This is a genomic window from Marinimicrobium sp. UBA4209 (assembly GCF_002381585.1).
Taxonomy (GTDB): Bacteria; Pseudomonadota; Gammaproteobacteria; order Pseudomonadales; family Cellvibrionaceae; genus Marinimicrobium; species Marinimicrobium koreense.
Map to the genome: position 1 here is coordinate 1 of NZ_DFTP01000041.1, position 208 is coordinate 208.

1 protein-coding gene is annotated in these 208 nt (G+C 55.8%); it reads right to left on the reverse strand.

The window, feature by feature from the left end; genetic code table 11:
• The coding region (locus tag B3187_RS05580) for a S1 RNA-binding domain-containing protein (RefSeq protein WP_286805019.1) at positions 1-208 on the reverse strand (208 nt) is incomplete at both ends.

Sequence of the window (208 nt, forward strand, 5' to 3'; positions counted from 1 at the left end):
TTTTCTCACCCGGCTCATCGTCAAGGCGCATGGACAGGCCGATGCGTTTGCGCGGCACATCCACTTCCATCACTTTGACTTTCACCACATCGCCAGCCTTGACCACTTCGCGGGGATCTTTCACAAAGGTGTTGGACAGGGCGGAGATGTGCACCAGGCCATCCTGGTGAACGCCGATATCGATAAAGGCACCGAAGTTGGTGACGTT